23 protein-coding genes and 1 rRNA gene are annotated in these 15,222 nt (G+C 49.4%); 2 read left to right on the top strand and 22 right to left on the bottom strand.

Features of this window, described 5'->3' with window-relative positions:
* The 3 genes from I8U18_RS11665 to I8U18_RS11655 form a co-directional block, all read right to left on the bottom strand.
* A 16S ribosomal RNA gene (locus I8U18_RS11665) occupies window positions 1-79 on the bottom strand; the annotation flags it as partial.
* 368 nt (window positions 80-447) lie between these two features.
* The gene (locus tag I8U18_RS11660) at window positions 448-867 is read right to left on the bottom strand and encodes an OsmC family protein (protein ID WP_033100577.1); all 420 of its coding nucleotides are present in this window, start codon (window positions 865-867) and stop codon (window positions 448-450) included.
* Window positions 868-878: 11 nt separating this feature from the next.
* Window positions 879-1,499: a stage II sporulation protein M gene (locus tag I8U18_RS11655; protein ID WP_033100578.1), complete on the bottom strand. Its 621-nt coding sequence runs from the start codon at window positions 1,497-1,499 to the stop codon at window positions 879-881.
* Between the two features lie 91 nt (window positions 1,500-1,590).
* Here I8U18_RS11655 and pdaB point away from each other — a divergent pair, with 91 nt between their 5' ends.
* The gene (pdaB, locus tag I8U18_RS11650; RefSeq protein WP_033100579.1) at window positions 1,591-2,355 is read left to right on the top strand and encodes a polysaccharide deacetylase family sporulation protein PdaB; all 765 of its coding nucleotides are present in this window, start codon (window positions 1,591-1,593) and stop codon (window positions 2,353-2,355) included.
* Between the two features lie 76 nt (window positions 2,356-2,431).
* Here the strand turns inward: pdaB and I8U18_RS11645 are convergent, their stop codons facing one another.
* A complete protein-coding gene (locus I8U18_RS11645) occupies window positions 2,432-3,067 on the bottom strand; it encodes a KinB-signaling pathway activation protein (RefSeq protein WP_198059198.1) in 636 nt (211 codons plus the stop codon).
* Between the two features lie 119 nt (window positions 3,068-3,186).
* Between I8U18_RS11645 and gerD the strand changes: the two genes are divergently transcribed.
* Window positions 3,187-3,810 (top strand): spore germination lipoprotein GerD, encoded by a 624-nt coding sequence (gene gerD / locus I8U18_RS11640; protein ID WP_198064775.1) that lies wholly within the window; start codon window positions 3,187-3,189, stop codon window positions 3,808-3,810.
* Between the two features lie 54 nt (window positions 3,811-3,864).
* Here the strand turns inward: gerD and I8U18_RS11635 are convergent, their stop codons facing one another.
* The 18 genes from I8U18_RS11635 to I8U18_RS11550 all read right to left on the bottom strand — a co-directional run bounded on the left by I8U18_RS11635 (window position 3,865) and on the right by I8U18_RS11550 (window position 15,193).
* Window positions 3,865-4,950: an Mrp/NBP35 family ATP-binding protein gene (locus tag I8U18_RS11635; protein ID WP_033100581.1), complete on the bottom strand. Its 1,086-nt coding sequence runs from the start codon at window positions 4,948-4,950 to the stop codon at window positions 3,865-3,867.
* A 46-nt stretch (window positions 4,951-4,996) separates the two neighbouring features.
* On the bottom strand, window positions 4,997-5,740 hold the full coding sequence (cwlD, locus tag I8U18_RS11630; RefSeq protein WP_033100582.1) for an N-acetylmuramoyl-L-alanine amidase CwlD: 744 nt from the start codon (window positions 5,738-5,740) through the stop codon (window positions 4,997-4,999).
* Window positions 5,741-5,823: 83 nt separating this feature from the next.
* A complete protein-coding gene (locus I8U18_RS11625; protein ID WP_033100583.1) occupies window positions 5,824-6,270 on the bottom strand; it encodes a hypothetical protein in 447 nt (148 codons plus the stop codon).
* A gap of 92 nt (window positions 6,271-6,362) precedes the next feature.
* Complete coding sequence (rpsI, locus tag I8U18_RS11620) at window positions 6,363-6,755, bottom strand: 30S ribosomal protein S9 (protein WP_033100584.1); 393 nt, start codon at window positions 6,753-6,755, stop codon at window positions 6,363-6,365.
* Between the two features lie 18 nt (window positions 6,756-6,773).
* Window positions 6,774-7,211: a 50S ribosomal protein L13 gene (rplM, locus tag I8U18_RS11615; RefSeq protein WP_033100585.1), complete on the bottom strand. Its 438-nt coding sequence runs from the start codon at window positions 7,209-7,211 to the stop codon at window positions 6,774-6,776.
* A 164-nt stretch (window positions 7,212-7,375) separates the two neighbouring features.
* Window positions 7,376-8,155 carry a tRNA pseudouridine(38-40) synthase TruA gene (truA, locus tag I8U18_RS11610; RefSeq protein WP_052154120.1) on the bottom strand — a complete coding sequence of 260 codons (780 nt, stop codon included), beginning with the start codon at window positions 8,153-8,155 and terminating at the stop codon, window positions 7,376-7,378.
* A 45-nt stretch (window positions 8,156-8,200) separates the two neighbouring features.
* Window positions 8,201-8,992, bottom strand: coding sequence for an energy-coupling factor transporter transmembrane component T family protein (locus tag I8U18_RS11605; protein ID WP_198064774.1), 792 nt, complete (start codon window positions 8,990-8,992; stop codon window positions 8,201-8,203).
* A complete protein-coding gene (locus tag I8U18_RS11600) occupies window positions 8,989-9,852 on the bottom strand; it encodes an energy-coupling factor transporter ATPase (RefSeq protein WP_198056023.1) in 864 nt (287 codons plus the stop codon). Before I8U18_RS11600 ends, I8U18_RS11605 begins: the two co-directional genes overlap by 4 nt.
* A complete protein-coding gene (locus I8U18_RS11595) occupies window positions 9,828-10,676 on the bottom strand; it encodes an energy-coupling factor transporter ATPase (RefSeq protein WP_033100588.1) in 849 nt (282 codons plus the stop codon). The genes I8U18_RS11600 and I8U18_RS11595 overlap by 25 nt, the downstream gene beginning before the upstream one ends.
* Before the next feature lie 78 nt (window positions 10,677-10,754).
* Window positions 10,755-11,147 carry a 50S ribosomal protein L17 gene (rplQ, locus tag I8U18_RS11590; protein WP_033100589.1) on the bottom strand — a complete coding sequence of 131 codons (393 nt, stop codon included), beginning with the start codon at window positions 11,145-11,147 and terminating at the stop codon, window positions 10,755-10,757.
* Between the two features lie 24 nt (window positions 11,148-11,171).
* Window positions 11,172-12,116: a DNA-directed RNA polymerase subunit alpha gene (locus tag I8U18_RS11585; RefSeq protein ID WP_198056022.1), complete on the bottom strand. Its 945-nt coding sequence runs from the start codon at window positions 12,114-12,116 to the stop codon at window positions 11,172-11,174.
* A gap of 163 nt (window positions 12,117-12,279) precedes the next feature.
* Window positions 12,280-12,678 carry a 30S ribosomal protein S11 gene (gene rpsK, locus I8U18_RS11580; RefSeq protein WP_198056021.1) on the bottom strand — a complete coding sequence of 133 codons (399 nt, stop codon included), beginning with the start codon at window positions 12,676-12,678 and terminating at the stop codon, window positions 12,280-12,282.
* A gap of 19 nt (window positions 12,679-12,697) precedes the next feature.
* Window positions 12,698-13,066 carry a 30S ribosomal protein S13 gene (rpsM, locus tag I8U18_RS11575; protein WP_033100592.1) on the bottom strand — a complete coding sequence of 123 codons (369 nt, stop codon included), beginning with the start codon at window positions 13,064-13,066 and terminating at the stop codon, window positions 12,698-12,700.
* Window positions 13,067-13,085: 19 nt separating this feature from the next.
* Window positions 13,086-13,199 (bottom strand): 50S ribosomal protein L36, encoded by a 114-nt coding sequence (rpmJ, locus tag I8U18_RS11570; RefSeq protein WP_022738894.1) that lies wholly within the window; start codon window positions 13,197-13,199, stop codon window positions 13,086-13,088.
* A 53-nt stretch (window positions 13,200-13,252) separates the two neighbouring features.
* Complete coding sequence (gene infA, locus I8U18_RS11565; protein ID WP_033100593.1) at window positions 13,253-13,471, bottom strand: translation initiation factor IF-1; 219 nt, start codon at window positions 13,469-13,471, stop codon at window positions 13,253-13,255.
* Between the two features lie 4 nt (window positions 13,472-13,475).
* Complete coding sequence (locus I8U18_RS11560) at window positions 13,476-13,775, bottom strand: KOW domain-containing RNA-binding protein (protein WP_033100594.1); 300 nt, start codon at window positions 13,773-13,775, stop codon at window positions 13,476-13,478.
* Between the two features lie 21 nt (window positions 13,776-13,796).
* Window positions 13,797-14,543, bottom strand: a complete 747-nt coding sequence (gene map, locus I8U18_RS11555; protein ID WP_198056020.1) for a type I methionyl aminopeptidase — start codon at window positions 14,541-14,543, stop codon at window positions 13,797-13,799.
* On the bottom strand, window positions 14,540-15,193 hold the full coding sequence (locus I8U18_RS11550) for an adenylate kinase (RefSeq protein ID WP_033100596.1): 654 nt from the start codon (window positions 15,191-15,193) through the stop codon (window positions 14,540-14,542). The genes map and I8U18_RS11550 overlap by 4 nt, the downstream gene beginning before the upstream one ends.
* Between the last annotated feature and the right edge of the window lie 29 nt (window positions 15,194-15,222).

Below are 15,222 nucleotides of genomic sequence, written 5' to 3'. Positions count from 1 at the left end.
GGATCTTCCCCCGCACGACTTGCATGTATTAGGCACGCCGCCAGCGTTCATCCTGAGCCAGGATCAAACTCTCCGATAAAGATCTAGCTCAAAAAGAATTAACAGGTCATGCTTCACTCTTTAGTTTTCAAGGAACACATTATTGTTTTTTCTCAATTGCCGCTTTCTTGCGGCGACATTAACTATATTAACACGCCTCAGAAAAGGTGTCAACATTTTTTTGATAAATATTTAACCGCCATTGATAAAAATCATTTCCCTTTGGCATAAGGAAAACAGATCACCGGCGGAGACCTTTTGTCCCCGCCTGTTTCGCGTTTCACCTGACGCAGCTTCCCTGCAATCGGTGACGGCACGCGATGCCCGATAACCCCGTATTTGGAGAAATCCGGGGAACACCTGCTTTCCTTTTCCCTGTTGAAATGTGGAGCATTCCGTTCACAATTCTTAAACCTCGTAACGCTCCCCGTTAATTTCAAAACTGGTCGTTACCTTGCTGCTCAACGAATTGGAAACGGAACAGTATTTTTCAACCGACAATTTCACCGCGCGACGCACTTTTTCCTCAGGAAGGTCGCCTGTCAATTTATAGTGCATATGAACATGAGTAAATCGCCGCGGATGCTCTTCTGCCCTTTCCCCGCTCACCTCCATTGAAAAAGATGCAACCTCCAAACGCATCTTGCGCAAAATGTCAACAATATCAATACCCGAGCAGGTGCCTACCGCCGACAAAAGAATTTCTGTCGGGCGCGGTCCCAAATTTTCGCCTCCGACTTCCGGAGAGGCATCAAGTGAAAGTTGATGCCCGGAACCCGTCGTCGTCTCAAAATGCATTTTACCTTTCCAAACAATATCCACTTTCATCTCATTTCCTCCTATCCAAGCGGTTTAACATAAAGAATCAGGCTTGCTTCAATAAGGGCCGCAATCAAAAGCAGCGAAACAATCGTCAAGAGAATGGGGATGATTCTTCTCCGAATCCCCTGCCACTCCTCTTTGCTTCTTTCCATCAGCACAGGGGAGACAAAACTGAAAAACCGGCGAAGCACCGCCATTCCCAGATGAATGCCAAACGCAGCAGCCAAAATCGCCGCCGGAAGCTCAACGATTCCGTGAGGCAGGATCGTTGTCAAAAAAACAAACAGGGGCGAAGCATGACTCTCTGATGCAGCCAGGTGTAAAGTAACCCCCAGCATCAACCCGTTCGTCAGCATTGAAAAGAAAGGAACGAGTCCCAAAAGGAGCCCGAGCCCAATCATCGTAACAGAGGCGAGCAAATTATTGGCAAAAATCGTCAAAAAGGCATGCAGAAAGGTCGGGTTATGGTCGATTGATTTGGCGATTTGCTCCAGTTGGTCAAAAATCCCTGCTGCTTTTAACGTGCGTAACAATCCGTTTGTATTGAGATATCCCATGATGGCACTCACGATAAAAACGACGGTCGACATCCCGATGTACCGGCTTTCCTCCCGCAGTGCCCTGGTCCAGTTTCTCATGCTTCCACTCCTTTTTCGGACAATCCAATCATAACCCTCGTCCATCCGCATACATTTAATTATAGATCGAAACTTGGGAGGGTCGCCAACAATGAACTATTTTCTGGTCTTATCCGGCAAGCGGCTCAAGCGTGCGCTCATGATTTTAATCGCGTTCCTTTTTGCCGCCGGCATCTTTTATGCAGAAAATGAAAACATTCAAGTCTTCATGCCACTTGACCCTGGTCCATCTGCCATTTACAGTGTGGATACCAATAAAAAACAAGTTGCCCTCACCTTTGATATCAGCTGGGGAGAGGAACGCACCGGGCCAATCCTGGATGTATTGGAGCAAAAAGGGTTAAAGAAAGCCACCTTCTTCCTCTCTTCTCCATGGGCCGAAAGTCATCCCGATCTGGTCAAACGCATTGTAGACATGGGATATGAAATCGGAAGCCATGGTCACCGCCATGATAATTATAGCGAGTACAACGATCAGCAAATTCGCACGCAGATTGGAAAAGCCGATGCGATCCTGACAAAATTAACGGGGAAAAAGCCCAAATTGATTCGCTTTCCCAACGGAGACTTTGACAAACGCGTGCTTCAGATCGCCGGACAGATGGGGTACACCACCATTCAATGGGACACGGATTCCTTTGACTGGATGAATCCCGGCAAAGAAAAGATCGTGAAACGCGTATTGAGCAAGGTCCATCCCGGAGATATCATTCTCATGCACGCCAGTGATTCATGCCGCCAAACTCATGAAGCGCTGCCGGAAATTATCGACTCCCTGAGAAAGCAGGGTTATCAGTTTGTGACGGTTTCGGAATTGATCTCCGGTTCCAGAGTGGATACGAAATCGGTCGATTGAGCCCATCACCTCAGCTGAGCTGCACGGAGAGAACAGCAGTATAAACCAATCGGCACAGAAAAAGCCAGGCTTTGCATCATTTGATGCCCGGAGCCGGCTTTTGCTTTGTTTCCTTTCGCAGAAGTTTGCGGTTGGTGCCAGGCGCAGCAAGGCGATGAAGCTGCAGAATTTGCCATGCATTGCAAATGAGGAGAACAATGACGGTATGCAGGATCATGAGCAGCGGAATTTCCCCCGCTTTGGTATGGAAGGTTGGTACCGCCTCAATCACCGTTGCGACTACCATAAAAAAGAATGTGGGAACGTAGGCCGTTTTTTGCGTCCACTTCACCTTGAGTCCGGCAACAATGAACGCGGCGAGCAAGACGGTGAATGGAACGAGCAGATGCAGCCAGAGCGATTCTCCATTAAATTTCGACAAATTGAGATAAACCCAATCTCCCAGCACAATCAACATAAGAAACAGCAGAAACAGATCATAGGCGCTTTTTTGCCGAATCAAACCCTTGGCCAGCCAATTGAAGACGAGGAAAGAGAAAAATCCCAATTCCGCCAGAGCCGCCAATGTCAAACTCAGCAAAAGCTGTTTGGGAATGGGTCCAAATAAATCACTTCCGGCTGACCATTCGAAAATCGAGCTCAGGATCAAGGCGGATGCCCCGCCGATGAACAATGTCGACCAAAACCAATAGAGCAGTTTTTTCAGTGTCATCCCTTATTCTCTCCTGTTCGCTGTCCTGCCTTCGATTTTAGCAGATTTCGATCTTCGCATAAAGAAAAGTCCCCCATGACATATTAAGATTAGCATAGCTTGAAACGGAGGAGCAAAGATTGATACATCGCATAAAGTGGTTTTTTCCGATCCTGACCGTCTTTCTTCTTATTTCCTGCAGCTCCAACCAGTCTCAATCCCAAGAACCCGATTATCAAAAAATCAAAGAGATTACCCTGGATGTTTTACATACGGCCGAAGGCAAAAAAGTACTTCAAGATGTGATGTCCGATCCGGAATTCAAACAAAAGATCATGTTAAACAGCCAGGAGCTGGAAAAAGCATTGGCCAAATCCCTTTCTGATCAAAATTCAAAAAAGGATTGGCAGAAAGTGTTTGGAGATCCGGAAGTGGCAGGCAATCTGGCCAAATCAACACAGGAGCAGTCCAAGCAAACCCTGAAAATCTTGATGAAAGACCCTGAGTATCAAAAGATGATGTTGGATCTGATGAAAGATCCGCAGTTCTCGGCCCATCTTCTGGAACTGATGAAAAGTCAGCAGTACCGCCAGCAAAGCCTGAAAATTTTCCAAGAACTGATGCAAACGCCCAGCTTCCAAAAACAGATTATGCAAATCTTGCAACAAGCGAAAAAGCAAAAACAAGGTAAAGAGGAAGGTTCAGGAGAAGGCGGAGATGGAGGAGAAGGTGGAGACAGCCAGGGAGACAGCAGCAGCTCATGATAAAGCCGATGGGCGGTTGTCTAAAAGACCGCCCATCTTGCTTTCGCTTAAGTTTTAAGAGACCTGCACCTTGCGGATGATTTTACGGGCCAGCTCCTGATACAGAGATGCTGTCGGATGATTTTCCGGGTAAACCGAGGGCGCATACCCGGGATCATCCACACTTTCATATTGCGGGGCTCCAAGCGGAATTTGGGCGAGCAGGTCCACATGAAGCTCCTCAGCCAGCTTCTGACCGCCTCCGCGACCGAAGATATATTCCCGTTCCCCGTATTTATTTTGATACCAGGCCATATTTTCCACTACACCGAGCAACTCGTGTTTTGTCAGATGAACGGCCATCGCTCCCGCCCTGGCGGCGACAAAAGCTGCAGTGGCATGCGGCGTGGTTACAATAATCTCTTTGCTTTTCGGAATCAGTTGATGTACATCAAGAGCAACATCCCCGGTTCCAGGCGGCAAATCGAGAAGCATATAATCGAGGTCCCCCCAATGAACCTCACTGAAAAAGTTGCGCAGCATTTTGCCCAACATCGGCCCGCGCCAGACAACCGGAGAATTGTCTTCCACGAAAAAGCCCATCGACATCACTTTCACGCCAAACCGTTCAACCGGGAGAATCGTGTCACCGATCACCACCGGCCGTTGCTCGATTCCCATCATGTCCGGGACACTGAACCCATAAATATCGGCATCGATCACGCCGACTTTTTTTCCTTCACGGGCAAGAGCCACTGCCAGGTTCACCGTTACCGTTGATTTTCCGACTCCGCCCTTGCCGCTGGCAATCGCAATAAATTGAGTAGAGCTGTCCGGGCCCAGGAGCGGACTGCCTGCCTGAGCCTGTCCGCCGCTTTGCCCCTGACGCAGGGAGGAGGCCAGCGCAGCTCTTTCTTCATCCGTCATCGAACCGAAATGGACCTCAACCGTTTCCGCACCCAGATTGCGAATCGCCTGCTCAACGTCTTCCTGAATTTTTATTTTTAATGGACACCCCTGAATCGTCAGAATCACATCGAGTGAAACTTCTTTTCCTTTAATCCGTATATTGCGGATCATATTGAGTTCAACCAAACTCCTATTCAATTCCGGGTCTTTTACTTCCTTTAATGCTTCAAGAATTTTTTCTTTGGTTAACATGGGAAAGACACCTCAGCTGAAAACGTTTTAACTCCATTATAGCACATCACTTATCAAAGAGCGGCGGCGGTTCTTTCCCCGTATAAAACCGTATCAGCCCCAGATAGATCGATGCGGCCACTTTTTTTTGGTACGTATCCGTCGCCAGTAATCGGGCTTCCTCCGGGTTGGACAAAAAACCGACTTCCACCAGGGCGGTCGGAACGGGCGAGTGTTTGAGAATGTATACATCTCCCTTTTGTTTGGCCAGACGGTTGGTATTTTCGAGGTTTCGGATCAGTTCGGCCTGAATAAAGGTGGCCAGCCGTTTGTTCTCTTCACGAACCGGGTTGTAAAAGGTTTGCGCTCCGGACCATCGAGAGGACGGAATCGCATTGAGATGAATGCTGACGAAGGCGTCCACATTTTTCTCCTTAATCAAATAAATGCGGCGCATCAAGTCTTCCGCTTTGCGCAACCGCAACCGTTTGGTATCCGGTTGGGCCAGATCCGTATCCGTTTCACGCGTCAGAAAGACCAGCGCACCCGCTCCATGCAAATAATCCTGCAAGTAACGCGCGATTTTCAGGGTAATCTCTTTTTCGACAATGCCGTCCTGGCTGACTGCCCCTCCATCAGGTCCTCCGTGTCCCGCATCGATCATAATCACTTTGCCCGAAAGCGGCATATACCAAGCATCTTTTACCTGATCAGAAAAAAAGTCCGCAATCCAGAGAAAACCGATCAGAAAAAAAACAACCGCCAGTAGGACAATCTTGGCTGTCCGGCTTTCTTTGATCTTGACCCTCATCGACCTCGCCTCACTTACCCAAACTCTTCAGTTATGTATATGGGACGAAGTCTCTCATTATGTATGCAAGGCGGGACGGACGCTTATTTCTTCTTGCGGCCCGCCTTTTTCCCCATGATAAACCACTGCCTGCCAAGCTCTTGCATCAGAATCTCCACTGATTCGGCACTCCACTCATCCAACCAGCGATGCAGGTTGAATTCATCCATCAACTCTTTGAGCAACCGGTCACATGCTTTTTGTCCAAACAGGGACAAATCATCGTCCTTGCGATTTCTAAAGAAAATGCCTTTTACCCATCCATCCTTTTTGCCTTCCTTCATCCCGGCCACATACGCTTCAAAAACCAGACGGTACAATAATTCCAAAAGGATCACCTTGCGCGAAGCCGGCCAAAAACGGGTCAGCGGATCGACCAATTCGCCTTTGATCCGATCCATTTCCTCCCAAGGGAAACGGGAGAGGGCGCATTCACGTATTTCTTCATCTCTGCGAATGCGCAGATGTTCAATATCGATGATCTCCGCCATCATTCACCGCTCCTTTGTCACACATGGGATATCCATAGTGTTGACAAAGGGATGAAAAAAAACCCCCCGACGAATCGGGGAGTTTTTGAACATTAGCGTTTGGAGAATTGCGGTGCACGACGTGCGGCTTTGAGACCGTATTTTTTACGTTCTTTCATCCGCGGGTCGCGAGTCAGGAAACCAGCTTTTTTCAAGGCCGGGCGCAGTTCCGGATCCACTTTGAGCAGTGCACGGGCAATTCCGTGGCGAATGGCGCCGGCTTGACCGGTGAAACCGCCGCCGTTTACGTTTACGAGCACATCATAACGGTCGAGCGTATTGGTCAACACCAAAGGCTGACGCACAATCGCTTTTAAAGTTTCCAGACCAAAGTAGTCATCGATATTCCGTTTGTTGATGACAATCCGTCCATCGCCGGCAACCAGGCGAACGCGAGCGACCGATTCCTTACGGCGACCGGTTCCATAGAATTGAACTTGTGCCAAATCGGTTACCTCCTTTTATTAACCACGCAGTTCCCACTCAACCGGCTGTTGAGCCTGATGAGGATGTTCGGAACCTGCGTATACTTTTAATTTTTTAAACTGTTGACGACCCAAGCTTCCTTTCGGGAGCATCCCTTTTACAGCGAGTTCGATCATACGCTCGGGATGTTTGATCCGCATTTCGCTGGCCGTAGTCGATTTCAAGCCGCCCGGATATCCGGAATGGCGATAATAAACTTTTTTCGACCATTTTTTCCCGGTCAATTCAACTTGTGCTGCGTTGATGACGATCACAAAATCGCCCGTATCCACGTGGGGAGTAAATTCAGGTTTATGTTTTCCACGCAGGATGGATGCAACTTCAGATGCCAGGCGTCCCAATGTTTTGCCTTTCGCATCTACCACATACCATTTCCGTTCCACTTGCTCTGGCTTTGCCATAAAGGTGGTACGCATCATATTCCCTCCTCTATCAACAACGGGAATTCCGTTAATGTTGTCTTAGGTTAGAAGCATTGAAAAATGTGTGACTTTCTTCGCGCCGAACAAACTCCATCGGGGCATGGAGTGGAAAATACCAAGCGTTATCTTACCTTAAAAAGCGCGCAATGTCAAGAACCTCAAGGGGAGATAACGTTTGCGGAGCGATGAAAATCCTGCCAAGGCCGATATCCAACTTCAAGCAAAATTAATCCTTCCGGCGGAAACGTCGGACCGGCCAGGCGGCGATCCCGCCCCTCGAGAATGGCGGGAATTTGCTCCGGGTCCAAGTTTCTCCTTCCGACTTCATATAACGTGCCGGCAATAATCCGAACCATGTTATACAAAAACCCGTTCCCGGTCACTTCGATAAAAAAGCCGTGCGTATCTTCGCCTACTTCGCAGCGGTAAATCGTGCGCACCCGATCTTCAATCACCGTCTTTGCCGAACAGAAAGAGGTGAAATCATGAGTGCCGACGAGCCGGTCCGCAGCCCTCTGCATGGCTGGCTGATCGACTTCATACGGAAGATGGGTGCGAAAGCGGCGCTCAAACAAATCGGGAATGCGATGACGATCCGTTTGATAACGATACGTTTTCCAATATGCGCTCTTACGGGCATGAAAGTCCGATGCTGCTTCTTCTGCGGACAGAACAAGGATATCCCTGGGAAGCGACCGACGCAAAATATATGGATATTTATCGACAGGAATGGGGCTTGTTGTCTCAAAATGGCAAACTTGCCCCAAAGCATGCACACCTGCATCTGTCCGGCCCGAACCGTATATTTCAATCGGTTCACCGGTGATTCTGGTCAGCGTTTCCTGCAGAGTGCCCTGGATTGTCCGTTGTCCCGGTTGCGCCTGAAAACCGGAAAAATCAGTCCCGTCATAAGCAATGACCAATTTGATCTTCTTCATCATCTTCCTCCGTCCTTCATCCCGAAAGAACCGGGAAACCGCCGCCTATTCCAAAAAGCGGAGAACGAAAAATAAAAGAACTGCCACAATCAAAAGCCACCCATCAAGCGATGAAAATCGAAGCTGCCGCCATTTGGTTCTTCCCTCACTCCCGCGATATCCCCTGGCTTCCATCGCCAATGCCAACTCCTCCGCCCGGCGAAAAGCGGACAAGAACAAGGGGATCAAAACGGGAATATAGCTTTTGAGCCGCTTGATGAAAAAGCCCGTATCGAAATCGGCGCCTCTGGCTGACTGGGCTTTGCGAATCTTTTCCGTCTCTTCCCAGAGCAAGGGGATGAAACGAAGAGCGATCGACATCATCAGCGCGATTTCGTGCACCGGGATTTTAAATCGCTGCAAAGGTTTCAGCAGCCACTCGATGCCGTCGGTCAGATCGATGGGCGAGGTGGTAAATGTCAATAAAGAAGCGACTGAGATGAGGACAAACAACCGTGCTGAGACAAAAACCGCCTGCCTCAGCCCTTCCTGATAAATCGTGATAAACGGAAGTCGCAGCAGGGCTTCCCCGCCTTTGGTCATCAAAAGATGAAGAATCATGGTAAACAAGATGATGAATAATGCCGGACGGATTGCCCGTATAAAAACCGATACGGGAATGCGGGCCATTCCTGCCGCAACCAGCGTGAAGAAGAGCAGCACAGCGGTTGACCGCAAATGGTTTGCCCAGAAAACAAAAATCATAAACACCATTAAAAAGAGCCATTTAGCCCTGGGGTCCATCCGATGAACAAGGGAATCACCCGGGTAATACTGTCCCATTACAATCTGACTCATGGCAGTTCCCTCTTTTTGCGTCTTTCCTCCAGCAATCGTTCCAGCTCATCCAAGGTAAACACATCCTCAGGGAGCGGAGGGTCCAGCTTCCGGTTCAACAACTGAACAAACCGGGTGATCTCCGGCAATTCGAGATGATAGGAAGACAGGATATCAGCTCGGGAGAAGACTGCTTTTGCCGTCCCGCTCAACACGGACCGCCCCTCAGCCAGAACACAGAAACGATCGGCATACCGCACTGCCTGATCCATATCGTGCGAAACGAGAATAACCGTCACCCCGAAATCCTGATTAAGTCGCTTCAAAAGGCTTAAGATTTCCTCCTGCCCCTTCGGGTCCAAACCGGCCGCAGGTTCATCCAGGATCAGAATCTTCGGGCTCATCGCCAAAACTCCGGCAATCGCCACCCGCCTCATCTGTCCGCCGCTGAGCTGAAAGGGGGATCGGTCTGCCAGTTCCGAATCCAAACCAACCCATTCCATCGCCTGCTTCACTCTTCCATCCACTTCAGACTGCGGCAATCCCAGATTCGTCGGTCCAAAAGCGATATCCTTTGCCACTGTTTCTGCAAACAGCTGATGTTCGGGGTATTGAAAAACCAATCCGATCAACCGGCGCACATCGGCCGTCTGTTTGCGATTCGCGTCAATCAGATGGGAACCGATCCTAATTGTGCCCCGCGTTGGCCTGATCAAGCCGGCAATTGCCTGGATCAGCGTTGACTTTCCCGAGCCGGTCACACCCAAAATCGCCGTGAACGATCCGCCCGGAACTGTCAGATTCACCCCGTCGAGCGCTTTCTTCATCCACGGTGTTCCTGACTGGTATACCACTTCTAAATCTCTGACAACGATCTCCATATTTCCTCAACCAGTTCCTCTTTGCCCGAAATCGTCGGAGAAAGCGGCCATCCTTTGCCAAGGAGTCGCTGATGGAGCTCGATCTCCGGCGGAACGGCCAATCCCCACTGCTTTAGCATCACAGCCTTGGGATAAAGCACTTCAGACGGCAAATCAAGTTTCACTTCCCCCTGGTTCATGACAATCACCCGCTCAGCCCTGAACGCTTCCCTGGCGGAATGGGTGATGTGAATGATTGTCTTGCCCATGCGGTGAAGCTCCGCCGCAACCTGGCTCACATCATTTTTCCCCTGCGGGTCCAGCATGGAAGTCGCTTCGTCCAGTACAATCACGTCCGGCGACATGGCCAGCACTCCGGCCAATGCCAGCCGTTGCTTTTGTCCTCCCGAAAGATGGTGGGGCTCTCTCGCATTCATTCCGGAAAGGCCCACTGCCGCCAATGCACGTTCAATCCGATCTTTCATCTCGGAGCGCGGAACTCCCAGATTTTCGAGACCAAACGCGACATCATCCTCAACGGTGGTCGCGACGATCTGATTGTCGGGATTTTGAAACACCATGCCCACTCTGCGGCGTATTTCCCATAAATCGCTTTCGTTTGCCGTAGAGAGCCCTCCCACTTTGACTTCGCCCCGAACTGGCAGCAGAAGCCCGTTCAATAGCCGTGCCAATGTTGACTTTCCTGATCCGTTCGCACCGATGATGCTGACATATTCACCGGTCCGAAAGGTGAGATTGATCTTTTTTAACGCCCATTTTCCGCTTGATTCATTTTCCCCTTGATAACGAAACCAGACGTCAACGACTTGAATCATCGGTTCCATTTTTTCTCCTTAAAAGAAAAAAGGGTAAACGTCAGGACCAACCGGATCCTGCCCTCACCCTTTCTAGCTCATCATTGGTTACTTCACTAATTCCAAATAAACCATTGGAGCACCGTCGCCACGACGAGGTCCCAACTTAAGAATGCGCGTGTAACCACCATTACGCTCTTGGTAACGAGGAGCGATTTCGTCGAACAGCTTTTTCACTGCGTCCACGTTCTTGTTGTGGGTTACTTCTTCACCATCTTTTACTGTGTTGGAACGTGTCTTGCGAACAAACGCAGCCGCTTGACGACGAGCATGAAGATCGCCGCGTTTACCGAGGGTAATCATTTTTTCTACGATTGAACGAACTTCCTTCGCTTTCGCCTCGGTCGTTTCGATGCGTTCGTTGATGATGAGATCCGTTACCAAATCGCGAAGCAACGCCTTGCGCGCTCCGGAATTACGGCCAAGTTTGCTGTATGCCATCGTATTTCCCTCCCCCTACATGTATTAGTCATCTTTGCGCAAAGAGAGTCCAAGTTCAGCCAATTTCTCTTGAACTTCCTCAAGCGACTTCCGTCCGAGGTTGCGCACTTTCATCATGTCTTCTTCCGTTTTTTGTGTGAGCTCTTGAACCGTATTGATGCCGGCTCGTTTGAGACAGTTATAGGAACGTACGGAGAGATCCAGTTCCTCGATGGTCATCTCCATTACTTTTTCTTTCTTGTCTTCTTCTTTTTCGACCATGATTTCGGCATCTTTGGCCTGCTCCGTTAAACCGACGAATAGCATCAAATGCTCGTTCAGGATTTTGGCCCCAAGGCTCACGGCTTCATCTGGCTTTAAGGAGCCATTTGCCCATACTTCCAGGGTCAATTTATCGTAGTTGGTAACTTGTCCAACCCGTGTATTTTCAACTTGGTAGTTTACCCGTTCAATGGGAGTGTAGATCGAGTCAATCGGAATAACTCCGATCGGCTGATCCTCCCGTTTGTTTTTGTCAGCAGATACATATCCGCGACCACGATTCGCGGTCATTCGGATGCGAAGGTGAGCATCTTCGGCCAGAGTTGCGATATGAAGATCCGGATTCAGGACTTCTACATCGCTGTCTGCACGAATATCCCCCGCTTTTACTTCCCCGGGACCCTCGATGTCAATCTCAAGAACTTTCTCTTCATCCGAATGAATTTTAAGAGCCAATTGCTTCAAGTTGAGAATGATCTCCGTGGTATCTTCTACAACTCCAGGAATCGTGGAGAACTCATGCAATACCCCATCAATCTGGATGGTTGTAACGGCCGCACCTGGCAATGACGAGAGCAGGACACGGCGCAGAGAATTGCCCAGGGTAGTGCCGTATCCGCGTTCTAAGGGTTCCACCACAAACTTCCCATATCGATGATCTTCACTGATTTCCACAGTTTCGATCTTCGGCTTTTCGATTTCAATCATACGGCTCACAAACCCTCCTTCAGAACGTCGCGTTCCGGGCGTAATCCCACCTGACGGCAGACATTGATCGTGTATAAGGAATAAGACATGCCAAAATTAGTCCTATCCAGTATACACCATCTACAGGAAAAATAAACCACGGATCAGTTTTAAATCTAAAGAATTAAACACGGCGACGTTTTGGCGGACGGCAACCATTGTGAGGAATCGGTGTGACGTCTTTAATCAGGCTTACTTCCAATCCTGCCGCTTGCAGGGAACGAATTGCTGCTTCACGACCGGCACCCGGTCCTTTCACCAATACATCAACGGTTCTCATACCGTTGTCCATCGCGGTTTTTGCCGCTTGTTCCGCAGCCATTTGCGCGGCAAAAGGCGTGCTTTTACGGGAACCTTTAAAGCCCATCGTACCGGAACTTGCCCAGGCAACCGTATTTCCGCGCGGGTCGGTAATCGTGATAATCGTATTGTTAAAAGTGGAACGGATGTGCGCGATACCAGATTCAACGTTTTTGCGAACGCGACGTTTTACGCGTTGCGTAGTAGTTTTACGCTTTGCCACTGTTCTCCCTCCTTATTCGTTATTTTTTCTTGTTCGCTACCGTACGGCGAGGACCTTTACGGGTACGGGCGTTGGTTTTCGTGCGTTGACCGCGTACCGGCAATCCGCGACGATGGCGAATGCCACGGTAAGAACCGATCTCGATCAACCGTTTGATGTTGAGGGCAACTTCACGGCGAAGATCCCCTTCAACCACCAGGTTTTTATCGATAAAGCTCCGGAGTTTGGACACTTCGTCTTCCGTCAGATCACGAACGCGAGTATCCGGGTTGATTCCGGTAGCTTCCAGAATTCGTTTGGATTGAGAACGACCAATGCCATAGATATAAGTGAGCGCGATCTCTACGCGTTTTTCACGGGGCAAGTCGATACCTGCAATACGCGCCATGCCTTACACCTCCTTGAATTTAACCTTGTTTTTGCTTATGCTTGGGATTTTCGCAGATTACCATGACAGCCCCTTTGCGACGAATCACTTTGCACTTTTCGCAAATGGGCTTCACCGAAGGTCTTACTTTCATTTGAGCTACCTCCTGTCAAATATTAAGAGCCCCCTAAACTTCACAGACCGTCTTTACTTGTAACGGTAAGTGATCCGTCCACGGGTTAAATCATACGGAGAAAGTTGCACCGTCACTCTGTCACCCGGCAAGATGCGGATAAAGTGCATACGGATTTTACCAGAAACATGAGCCAAAACTTCATGACCGTTTTCCAACTCGACGCGGAACATGGCATTTGGCAGGGGCTCCTTGACGATCCCTTCTACCTCGATCACATCTTCTTTGGCCATTGATTCACTCTCCTTTTTGCTCAAGTTTGAGCAGATATTGGTTCAGGGCGTATCGCAACTTCGCATTGTTAACACGACCGTGACTCTTGATGGCGTCAGCTATTTCCAGATTTATCGTATTGGTAACTTGAATATGTTTCAAGTTTTTCTTTTTCGGGCAATCGGCTTTTCGCTGATCCCCATCGGCCAACAAGACAAAATGAGGCTCCTCAATGCCGATGATGACGGCATAATTTCCCGCATCACGCCCCCGCAATACGCGAACGATTTGTCCAAGACGAGGTCGACTGTCGACATCTGCCACGTTTATCACCCTTCACCTGGTTTACACTTTCGTGAGAATCTCATGGCCTTCATCCGTGATCGCAATCGTATGCTCGAAGTGAGCGCACAGAGAACCGTCAGTGGTAACAACCGTCCAGTTATCAGCGAGTGTACGAACAAACCGTTTTCCCGCATTCACCATCGGTTCAATTGCAAGGGTCATACCTGGCTTCAGGCGAGGACCTTTGCCGGGTAAACCGTAATTGGGAATACTCGGAGCTTCATGCAAGTTTTGCCCGATTCCGTGTCCGACATACTCCCGCACGATTGAAAAACCGGCACCTTCGGCATGTTTTTGAATCGCGTGGGAAACATCCCCCAGTCTTGCGCCTGGCTTTGCCTGTTCAAGACCTTTGTACAGGGATTCCTCGGTGACGGTGAGCAAACGTTCGGCTTCAGGGGAAATTTCCCCGACGCCGTACGTCCAAGCAGAATCACCATGATATCCGTCATAGCAGGCACCGATGTCCAAAGAGATGATATCTCCTTCGTTTAACACACGATTCCCCGGAATGCCATGAACCAGTTCCTCGTTCACGGAAGTGCATATGCTGCCCGGAAATCCGTTGTACCCTTTGAAGGAAGGAACAGCACCGAACCCGCGAATCACTTTTTCAGCGATTCGATCCAGCTCCTTGGTGGTGATGCCCGGGTGGATCGCTTTTTTCAGCTCCTGATGAGTCAAATATACGATTTTCCCAGCTTCCCTCATCCGTTCAAGCTCTTTAACCGATTTTAAGATAATCATGCTTTTAAACCTCGAATCAGTGACAAGATGGATTCTGTCACATTTTCGATCGGCTGTTCCCCATCAACACGATGAAGTTTACCAGTCGATTCATAGTAGTGAATCAAGTGTTGGGTTTGCTCAAGATTCACTTTCAAACGTTCTTTCACGGTCTCTATCGCGTCATCCGCCCGCTGATAAAGCTCTCCTCCACAGCGGTCGCAAACCCCTTCGACCTTGGGCGGTGCAAAGAGTACGTGATACGTAGCCCCGCAGTCGCGACAGATCCGTCTGCCCGTGAGGCGTTTAAGAAGTTCCTCTTCTGCAACCTCAATATAAAGAACCAGATCGATCGGGCGATTCAATTCATCCGTTAATTCGTCCAAAGCCTCGGCCTGTGGAACCGTTCTGGGAAAACCGTCCAATAAAAAGCCCTTGGCACAATCATCCTTGCCGAGCCGGTCGCGGACGATCCCGATCGTCACACGGTCAGGTACCAACTGGCCTTTATCCATATAGGACTTGGCTTCCATTCCCAGAGGGGTTTGTTCCTTAACAGCCGCTCGAAACATATCTCCCGTAGAAATATGCGGGATATCCAGCTCTTCCACAATTCGAGCTGCCTGTGTCCCTTTGCCGGCTCCGGGCAATCCCATCAGTACGATATTCAAGCGTCATCCCTCCCGGATCAGAATTCTAC

This window comes from Thermoactinomyces sp. CICC 10522 (assembly GCF_016055075.1).
GTDB classification, from domain to species: domain Bacteria; phylum Bacillota; class Bacilli; order Thermoactinomycetales; family Thermoactinomycetaceae; genus Thermoactinomyces_A; species Thermoactinomyces_A daqus.
The sequence above is the reverse complement of the archived record's forward strand: the minus strand, read 5'-3'. Positions and strand labels throughout refer to the sequence as shown.

Coding starts and splice junctions, on each gene's coding strand:
- I8U18_RS11660 (WP_033100577.1), bottom strand. CDS start 867: ATGAAAGTGGATATTGTTTGGAAAGGTAAAATGCATTTTGAGACGACG.
- I8U18_RS11600 (WP_198056023.1), bottom strand. CDS start 9,852: ATGGAGATCGTTGTCAGAGATTTAGAAGTGGTATACCAGTCAGGAACA.
- rpmJ (WP_022738894.1), bottom strand. CDS start 13,199: ATGAAAGTAAGACCTTCGGTGAAGCCCATTTGCGAAAAGTGCAAAGTG.
- infA (WP_033100593.1), bottom strand. CDS start 13,471: ATGGCCAAAGAAGATGTGATCGAGGTAGAAGGGATCGTCAAGGAGCCC.
- rplQ (WP_033100589.1), bottom strand. CDS start 11,147: ATGGCATACAGCAAACTTGGCCGTAATTCCGGAGCGCGCAAGGCGTTG.
- I8U18_RS11655 (WP_033100578.1), bottom strand. CDS start 1,499: ATGAGAAACTGGACCAGGGCACTGCGGGAGGAAAGCCGGTACATCGGG.
- I8U18_RS11595 (WP_033100588.1), bottom strand. CDS start 10,676: ATGGAACCGATGATTCAAGTCGTTGACGTCTGGTTTCGTTATCAAGGG.
- cwlD (WP_033100582.1), bottom strand. CDS start 5,740: ATGAGGGTCAAGATCAAAGAAAGCCGGACAGCCAAGATTGTCCTACTG.
- pdaB (WP_033100579.1), top strand. CDS start 1,591: ATGAACTATTTTCTGGTCTTATCCGGCAAGCGGCTCAAGCGTGCGCTC.
- truA (WP_052154120.1), bottom strand. CDS start 8,155: ATGAAGAAGATCAAATTGGTCATTGCTTATGACGGGACTGATTTTTCC.
- rpsM (WP_033100592.1), bottom strand. CDS start 13,066: ATGGCGCGTATTGCAGGTATCGACTTGCCCCGTGAAAAACGCGTAGAG.
- I8U18_RS11635 (WP_033100581.1), bottom strand. CDS start 4,950: ATGTTAACCAAAGAAAAAATTCTTGAAGCATTAAAGGAAGTAAAAGAC.
- I8U18_RS11645 (WP_198059198.1), bottom strand. CDS start 3,067: ATGACACTGAAAAAACTGCTCTATTGGTTTTGGTCGACATTGTTCATC.
- I8U18_RS11585 (WP_198056022.1), bottom strand. CDS start 12,116: ATGATTGAAATCGAAAAGCCGAAGATCGAAACTGTGGAAATCAGTGAA.
- I8U18_RS11605 (WP_198064774.1), bottom strand. CDS start 8,992: ATGAGTCAGATTGTAATGGGACAGTATTACCCGGGTGATTCCCTTGTT.
- rplM (WP_033100585.1), bottom strand. CDS start 7,211: ATGCGTACCACCTTTATGGCAAAGCCAGAGCAAGTGGAACGGAAATGG.
- map (WP_198056020.1), bottom strand. CDS start 14,543: ATGATTATCTTAAAATCGGTTAAAGAGCTTGAACGGATGAGGGAAGCT.
- I8U18_RS11625 (WP_033100583.1), bottom strand. CDS start 6,270: ATGGCGGAGATCATCGATATTGAACATCTGCGCATTCGCAGAGATGAA.